Here is a 7840-nt window from a genome sequence, read left to right as displayed (position 1 = left end):
CCAGCCGACGGGCCAGAACCGAGGCCACTACGAGGTGCGGCGCATCCTGAAGGCCTTTGTCGAGGCGCAGTGGCTGGCGGAGCTCGACGCGCGGGCGGAGGTCTACCGCACGGCGCTATCCGCGGCACCCGCCCAAGCCGCCGATGCCGCCGATGCCGCCGATGCCGCCGAAGCCGCCGATAAGCCGACACCCGAGGGCGCGGCCGATGCTTGAGGCGCCGATGCTTGCCTTCGACTTCGTGGCCGACGACAGCCGCGTGGGCTTTCGGCTGCAGCGGCTGGAGGTGCTGAACTGGGGCACCTTCGACCGGCGGGTCTGGCGCTGCGCGCTCGACGGGCGCAACGGCCTGCTAACGGGCGACATCGGCTCGGGCAAGTCCACGCTGGTCGATGCCATCACCACCTTGCTGGTGCCGGCGCAGCGCGTGGCCTACAACAAGGCCGCCGGGGCGGATGCCCGCGAGCGCTCCCTGCGCTCCTATGTGCTCGGCCACTACAAGAGCGAGCGAAACGAGGTCACGGGCAGTGCCCGGCCGGTGGCGCTGCGCGATGCGTCGAGCTACTCGGTCATCCTCGGCGTCTTCCAAAACGAGGGCTATGACCAGGCGGTGACGCTGGCCCAGGTCTTCTGGCTGAAGGACCCGCAGGGCCAGCCCGCGCGCCTGTTCGTGGCGAGCGAACGGGCACTGACCATCGCCGACGACTTCGCGGTCAACGGCGGCGACATCAACACCCTGCGCAAGCGGCTGCGCGGCGCCGGCTGCGAGCTGTTCGACAGCTTCCCGCCCTATGGGGCCTGGTTCCGCCGGCGCTTCGGCATCGAGCACGAGCAGGCCTTGGAGCTGTTCCACCAGACCGTCTCGATGAAATCGGTGGGCAACCTCACCGACTTCGTGCGCAGCCACATGCTGGAGCCCTTCGACGTGGGCAGCCGCATCGAGGCGCTGATCCGCCACTTCGATGACCTGGACCGCGCACATCAGGCCGTGCTCAAGGCCAAGCGCCAGGTCGAGCTGCTGACGCCGCTGGTCGCCGAGGGCCGGCGCCACCAGACGCTCCTCACGGCGATCCAGGACTGGCGCGATGGGCGCGATGCGCTGCGGCCGTACTTCGCCCGGCTCAAGGGCGAGCTGCTGGACCGCCGCCTTGCGTTGCTGGCGGATGAGGCCGCCCGGCTCGATGTGCAGATCGAGCGCCTGGACGCGCAGCGCGAGACCGAGCGCATCGAGGTCGGCCGTCTGGAGCGGGCGCTGCGAGACAACGGCGGCGACCGCCTGGAAGAGTTGGCGGCGGACATTCGGCGTTTAGAGCAGGAGAAGGTTCAACGCCAGCAGAAGTCGGACCGCTTCCAAGCCCTGCTGGCCCGCATCGATGAGGCGGCGCCGGCCGATGAAGCCGGCTTCCTCGCCCAGCAGCAGAGCATTACCCGGCGTGCCGAGGGCTTGCGCGAGCGCATCGCCGACCTGGACAACCGCGAGCGCGAGGAGGACTTTGCGTTCCGCAAGGGCCGCGAGGAGCACGCTGCGTTGTCGGACGAGATCGACAGCCTCCAGCGGCGCAAGAGCAACATCGACGCCGCCCAGGTTCGCATCCGCGATGCGCTGTGTGCGGCGCTGTCCATCGGCGAGGACGAGCTGCCCTTCGCGGGCGAGCTCATCGCGGTGCGTGACGACGAGCGCGAGTGGGAAGGCGCCGCCGAGCGGCTGCTGCGTGGCTTCGGCCTCGCGCTCTTGGTTCCTGACGCGCACTACAAGTCCGTGGCGGACTGGGTGGACCGCCAGCATCTGGGTGCCCGGCTGGTGTACTTCCATGTGCGTGCGCGCAGGGCTGCCCGGGGCGCGGCTCTGCATCCGCAGTCGCTGGTGCGCAAGCTGGTCATCAAGCCGGATTCGCCGCACTACGAGTGGCTGGAGCAGGAGCTTCGCAGCCGCTTTGATGTGGCCTGCTGCGACACGGGCGAGCAGTTCCGTCGCGAGGCGCGCGCCATCACGCGTGCCGGTCAGATCAAGGACCCGAGCGGGCGCCACGAGAAGGATGACCGTAGCCGTATCGATGACCGCAGCCGCTACGTGCTCGGTTGGAGCAATGCCGATAAGCTGCGTGCCCTGCGCGATCAGCGCGAGCGTCTGGAGGCCAGGCTGGCGACCCTGGCGCAGCGCATCGGCGACATCCAACAGGCGCGCGACGAGCTGCGGAGCCGACTGGATGCACTGAGCAAGCTGGAAGAATTTGCGCGCTTTGCCGACATCGATTGGATGAGCCTGGCTCGCCGGATTGCCGAGCTCGCCGAGGAACGCGCACGGCTCGAAGCCGCATCCAACGCGCTCCAAGAGCTCGGCCGTCAGCTCAAGGCGGTGCAGGATCGACTCGGCGAGCTGGAGGTCAAACGGTCCGACGCGTTGGGCAAGCGCGGCGAGGTCAAGAGCAAGCGGGAAACGGCGCAAGCGATGCGCGATCAGGCCGGCAGCGTTTGGGCCGATGCGCCGCTGACCGAGGCGCAAATCGAGCGTCTGGACGCCTGGTGTTCGCAGGCGCTGGGCGAGCATCAACTCACGGTTGAATCCTGCGACAACCGCGAGCAGGAGGTGCGCAAGTGGCTGCAGGAACGCATCGACGCCGAGGACAAGCGCCTGGCCCGTCTGACCGAGCGCATCGTCAATGCCATGCGCGGCTTCAAGGACGAGTTCAAGGCCGAGACCGTCGAGATGGACGTTGCACTCGCGGCGCTGCCCGAGTACGAGCGCATGCTCGTCGGCCTTAAGGGCGATGACCTGCCGCGCTTCGAGGCGCGCTTCAAGGAGCTGCTCAACGTCAACACCATCAACGAGATCGCCAACTTCAACGCCCAGCTCGCCCGCGAGCGGGAGACGATCAAGGAGCGCGTCGACTTCATCAACCAGTCGCTCCAAGCCATCGACTACAACCCCGGCCGGTACATCAAGCTGGTTGCGCAGCCCAGCCCGGATGCGGAGATCCGCGACTTCCAGCAGGATCTGCGCGCTGCGACCTCCGGCGCGCTGACGGGATCGAATGACGAACAGTATTCGGAAGCCAAGTTCCTGCAAGTCAAGGCGATCATCGACCGCTTCCGGGGCCGTGAAGGACTGTCGGATGCCGACCGGCGCTGGAGCGCCAAGGTCACCGACGTGCGCAACTGGTTCTTGTTCTCGGCCAGTGAGCGCTGGCGCGCCGACGGGGCCGAGCACGAGCACTACTCCGACTCCGGCGGCAAGTCGGGCGGCCAGAAGGAGAAGCTCGCCTACACCGTGCTGGCCGCGAGCCTGGCCTACCGGTTCGGGCTGGAGTGGGGCGCCGTGCGGTCGCGGTCGTTCCGCTTCGTGGTCATCGACGAGGCCTTCGGGCGCGGGTCGGACGAGTCGGCGCAGTACGGCTTGCGCCTGTTCCAGCAGCTCAACCTGCAGTTGTTGATCGTCACGCCGCTGCAGAAGATCCACATCATCGAGCCCTTCGTGTCCAGCGTCGGCTTCGTGCACAACGAGGGCGGGCGCGACTCGCGGCTGCGCTGTCTGTCGATCGAGGAGTACCGGGCACAGAAGGCGGAAGGGAGAGCCGACGCAAAGGCGACCGGAGGCGTCGCGAGAGCATGAGCTGGACGACGCCGGCCGACCTGCGCGCCCGGGTCCAACGCCTGTGGGATCGTGGCGACTTGCTGCGAGCGACGGTCGCGGACGCCGCCCCAACGCCCCTGCGCCTGCACCTGAAGGCGCCCGGCGCCGCGGACCTGTCCGATCGCTTCGAGGCGGTGCGCGACTGGGTGCGCGCCATCGCCGACACCCCGCAGGTTCGGATCGAATGGCGGGAGTGGAACCACCGCGTCCAAGGGACGCAGCGTCTGCCTGCAGCCGTTTGGCTCGACACCCTGCAGGACGCCTTGGTCTTCATCGGCAAGACTCGCCAAGCGCAACGCTTCGCGGCCCTGTGGCAGCAGACGGCAGCCGCGCAGCCAATGCTTCTGGCGTGGCTGTCCCGGCGACCGATCCAAGCGCTGGACCTGGCCGAGCGTTGGGAACGCCTCCTGGCCGTCGTCGCGTGGCTGCAAGCCCACCCGCGGCCCGGCGTGTATCTGCGCCAGGTGGACACGCCCGGGGTGGACAGCAAGTTCATCGAGGCCCACCGGGGTGTTTTGGCCGAGTTGCTGGACTTGGGTTTGCCACCCGAGGTCATCGAGAGCGGAGCGACCGGCGTCGCTGCGTTCGCGCGCCGTTTCGGCTTCCTGGACAAGCCGCTGCGGATGCGATTCCGTCTGCTCGACCCGGGGTTGCCGGGCTTGCCCGGCTGCGCGGGGCCGGCCGACATCACGCTCGACGCCGCCAGCTTTGCGGCGCTGGCATTGCCCATCGAGCGGGTCTTCATCACCGAGAACGAGACCAACTTTCTCGCCTTCCCGCCGGCTGCGCGAGCCATCGTCGTCTTTGGCGCCGGCTATGGTTGGGAGGCGCTGGCGCGCGCCGCGTGGCTGCATCGATGCCGGCTGCTCTACTGGGGCGACATCGACACGCATGGCTTCGCCATCCTCGACCAACTGCGTGGCTGCTTTCCGCATGTGGCGTCTTTCCTCATGGACCGGGAGACACTACTCGCACATCGCCGGCACTGGGGCGAGGAGCCCGAGCCTGTGCGCCACGACTTGTTGCGTCTCACGACGGAAGAGGCAGGCGTCTATGACGATCTCAGATTCGATCGGCTCCAGCCCGGGCTAAGGCTGGAGCAGGAGCGCGTCGGTTTCGGCTGGTTGAGCGCGCGGGTGCGCAGCAGAGGCGGCGAGTAGTTGGCCACACCGACAAGGACCGCCTGCGTCGCCACCGCCTTGCTGCCATCCTGAATCTGCCGCCAGAGCGACGGGACCAGTGTCAGCAGCCATCGGCCTGCCGTGACGCAGGCGCGAACGCCGCATCGCCCTACTCCGTCGTGTCCGGCCCGTTCGGCTCGGCGAAGACGTCCGCGAGGCTGGTGCTGTCGAGCAGCCGCTCGCCCCAGGTCTCCAGCTCGGGCTCGCCCGCCTTATCCAGGCGCGCCTCGACCCAGGCCGGGAGCGGCCCGAAGCGGCGCACCAGTTGGCGGCGCAGGAGCTTGGCCTCGCCGTGGGGGATGCCTTGCTCCAGGCCTTGCTGTTTCCACTCCTCGGTCCAGGTCTTCACACGTTCGGCCAACATCGCATGCATCTCCTGTAGGTCGTTGACGGGGGGCAGCTCGACGCCGGGGGCGCGGGCCGGCAGCAGCACGCGCTTGAGCCAGACGACGAAGGCGCGGCGCAGGCTGTCGTGCGCGGGGGCGGCGAGCCATTCGATCAGGCGCCCGACCACGGCTTGGATGTCCGCGGGCGTGCGGCTGCTTTCCAGCCGAAACAGCGCCGCGGCCAGGTTGGCCGACTCGGCCAGGGCCGCGTCCTGGGGGGCCTGCTCGTCGAGCAGCAGATAGCGCAGTTGCGGCTGCCAGGTGCGCAGGCCCCGCGGCAGCTCGGGCGGCAGCAGGTGGTCCAGGTCGGTCGCGGCTCGCCAGGGGCCGGCGCCGTTGTAGAGCACGATGGACAGCACCGGCGGCAGCGGGCCGCCGGCGGGGATGGCGCCGGCGGCGGCGAGGTCTTGCCAGAGGAGGCCGATATAGGTCAGCAGCCGGGCGGCCATCAGCGGGTCGACGGTGGATTGAAACTCCAGCAGCAGGTAGACGTAGAGCCACTGCTCGCCGCAGCGCACGCGCCAGATCAGGTCGTCCTCGCGCTCGCGCAGGTCGGGGCTGACGCCGCTCTCGCGCGGGCGCTCCAGGGTGCCGAGGTCGAGCGCGCCGACCCAGTCCTCGCGAACGAAGCCGCGCAGCAGGTCGGCCACCAGCGCGCGGTGCGAGAACAACAGTTTGTAGGACGGATCGTGCGCGGGCATGGGCGCCTCCGGGGCTGGCTGCGTAAGCATAGCCCGAAGCGCGTCTGCGGGGCTCCCGCGAAACGACGCCGGCGCGAACGCCTCATCGCGCTAATCCGCCTGGCCCGGGCCGTTGGGCTCCGCGAAGACGTCCGCGAGGCTGGTGCTGTCGAGCAGCCGCTCGCCCCAGGTCTCCAGCTCTGCCTCGCCGGCGCCCGCCAGCCGCGCCTCGACAAGGGCCGGGAGCGGCCCGAAGCGGCGCAGCAGTTGGCGGCGCAGCAGCTTGGCCTCGCCGCGGAGAATGCCTTGCTCCAGGCCTTGCTCCAGGCCTTGCTCCAAGCCTTGCTCCAGGCCTTGCTGTAGGCCTCGCTGTAGGCCTTGCTCCAGGCCTTGCTCCAGGCCTTGCTCCAAGCCTTGCTGTTTCCACTCCTCGGTCCAGGTCTTCACACGTTCGGCCAACATCGCATGCATCTCCTGTAGGTCGTTGACGGGGGGCAGCTCGACGCCGGGGGCGCGGGCCGGCAGCAGCACGCGCTTGAGCCAGACGACGAAGGCGCGGCGCAGGCTGTCGTGCGCGGGGGCGGCGAGCCATTCGATCAGGCGCCCGACCACGGCTTGGATGTCCGCGGGCGTGCGGCTGCTTTCCAGCCGAAACAGCGCCGCGGCCAGGTTGGCCGACTCGGCCAGGGGCGCGTCCTGGGGGGCCTGCTCGTCGAGCAGGAGATAGCGCAGTTGCGGCTGCCAGGTGCGCAGGCCCCGCGGCAGCTCGGGCGGCAGCAGGTGGTCCAGGTCGGTCGCGGCTCGCCAGGGGCCGGCGCCGTTGTAGAGCACGATGGACAGCACCGGCGGCAGCGGGCCGCCGGCGGGGATGGCGCCGGCGGCGGCCAGGTCTTGCCAGAGGAGGCCGATATAGGTCAGCAGCCGGGCGGCCATCAGCGGGTCGACGGTGGATTGAAACTCCAGCAGCAGGTAGACGTAGAGCCACTGCTCGCCGCAGCGCACGCGCCAGATCAGGTCGTCCTCGCGCTCGCGCAGATCGAGGCTGACGCCGCTCTCGCGCGGGCGCTCCAGGGTGCCGAGGTCGAGCGCGCCGACCCAGTCCTCGCGAACGAAGCCGCGCAGCAGGTCGGCCACCAGCGCGCGGTGCGAGAACAACAGTTTGTAGGACGGATCGTGCGCGGGCATGGGCGCCTCCGGGGCTGGCTGCGTAAGCATAGCCCGAAGCGCGTCTGCGGGGCTCCCCAGCGACACGGGCTTGTCTGTCGGCGATGCCCATCCCGGCCTTGATCATCACTCCGACCAGCGCGCGGGGGCTGCTACGGAGCGCGGCGGCTGTAGGGCCGAGGATGGCTCCCTCGGCCCTCGGCCCTTCCCCCAGGTGTCGTCGTACACTTGACTCATCTGCAAACTCTCAAACTGAGGTATGCCCGACAAGCGGGCTCGAGACCGCGCCGGCGCCGACTGGATAGGGGTAGGGGAGGCTTGCGCCTCCCCTCCCTCCGAACCGTGCGTGCGGTTCTCCCGCACACGGCTCTCCGGTCGGTTGGTTCCTCATCGGGATTGGCGCGCCCGGGCATGGGCTGCGGTCATGGAAGTGTTGACCTCCAGGTCAACACGGCGACAGAGCGGGATGCACTGGCGAAGAGCCGACCTGGAGGTCGGCGCTCCGGCCCGGCGACGGCCCGGCGACGGCCCGGCAAGCGCTTGGCTGCGGAGCACATGAGATCGGGCTTCCGTCACTGTCGCTCTCGTAGTCTTCATTTAATGTCCGAGGTGTTGACGGGAGTGACTGGAGTGTTGACTGGAGTGTTGACTGGAGTGTTGACTGGAGTGTTGACCTCCAGGTCAACACGGCGACAGAGCGGGATGTGCTGGCGAAGAGCCGACCTGGAGGTCGGCGCTCCGGCCCGGCTCCGGCCCGGCGACGGCCGGCACGGCGACGGCACGGCGACGGCCCGGCAAGC

General features: G+C 69.2%; 4 protein-coding genes and 1 pseudogene. 3 read left to right on the top strand and 2 right to left on the bottom strand.

All coding sequences use genetic code 11. The features are described 5' to 3' along the window. The 3 genes and pseudogenes from ML01_RS26125 to ML01_RS26115 form a co-directional block, all read left to right on the top strand. Nucleotides 1-214: pseudogene (locus ML01_RS26125) on the top strand (hypothetical protein); the annotation flags it as partial. Between the two features lie 7 nt (nucleotides 215-221). Next, on the top strand, nucleotides 222-3608 hold the full coding sequence (locus tag ML01_RS26120; RefSeq protein WP_216819287.1) for an ATP-binding protein: 3387 nt from the start codon (nucleotides 222-224) through the stop codon (nucleotides 3606-3608). Further along, nucleotides 3605-4789 (top strand): DUF3322 domain-containing protein, encoded by a 1185-nt coding sequence (locus tag ML01_RS26115; RefSeq protein WP_058558306.1) that lies wholly within the window; start codon nucleotides 3605-3607, stop codon nucleotides 4787-4789. Before ML01_RS26120 ends, ML01_RS26115 begins: the two co-directional genes overlap by 4 nt. A gap of 130 nt (nucleotides 4790-4919) precedes the next feature. Here ML01_RS26115 and ML01_RS26110 read toward each other — a convergent pair whose 3' ends face one another. Together ML01_RS26110 and ML01_RS26105 are read right to left on the bottom strand one after the other, a co-directional pair. Beyond that, nucleotides 4920-5897 (bottom strand): Rpn family recombination-promoting nuclease/putative transposase, encoded by a 978-nt coding sequence (locus ML01_RS26110; protein ID WP_058558305.1) that lies wholly within the window; start codon nucleotides 5895-5897, stop codon nucleotides 4920-4922. Nucleotides 5898-5987: 90 nt separating this feature from the next. Beyond that, nucleotides 5988-7061 (bottom strand): Rpn family recombination-promoting nuclease/putative transposase, encoded by a 1074-nt coding sequence (locus ML01_RS26105; protein WP_058558304.1) that lies wholly within the window; start codon nucleotides 7059-7061, stop codon nucleotides 5988-5990. Nucleotides 7062-7840 lie beyond the last annotated feature (779 nt).

It is taken from the genome of Thiohalocapsa sp. ML1 (assembly GCF_001469165.1).
In the GTDB taxonomy this organism is placed as follows: Bacteria; Pseudomonadota; Gammaproteobacteria; order Chromatiales; family Chromatiaceae; genus Thiohalocapsa.
The sequence above is the reverse complement of the archived record's forward strand: the minus strand, read 5'-3'. Positions and strand labels throughout refer to the sequence as shown.